At 45.2% G+C, this 270-nt stretch carries 1 protein-coding gene; it reads right to left on the reverse strand.

Translation table 11 applies throughout. The annotated features are described in order from the left end of the window. A partial coding sequence (locus tag PZC42_RS24705; RefSeq protein WP_498041205.1) for a copper amine oxidase occupies window positions 1-270 on the reverse strand: 270 nt, incomplete at both ends.

A 270-nucleotide genomic window follows, 5' to 3' on the forward strand; every position in this document is an offset into this window, starting at 1 on the left:
GCCGTGCAGATGAAGGGTCACAATCTCGCATTGCTTGCAGCTCAGATTTCAGTAGTTTTTCCTCGGCATAGAAAGCGTTGTTGTGCACATTATGTGTGCCTGCATTTTCAACTTTCACATTTACCTCAACCACCTGATTATGAGCCTCGTTAGGTTTACAATCAACAGCCATGTCCATACGGGCAACAAAAAAGTGTTGGTGAACAGGTGCATACAGACCAGGAGCAATGGTTGTACCATATTTTCTTGATTCCCCAGGCATCAGAGCTC

Source organism: Isoptericola croceus, from assembly GCF_029382255.1.
In the GTDB taxonomy this organism is placed as follows: domain Bacteria; phylum Actinomycetota; class Actinomycetes; order Actinomycetales; family Cellulomonadaceae; genus Isoptericola; species Isoptericola croceus.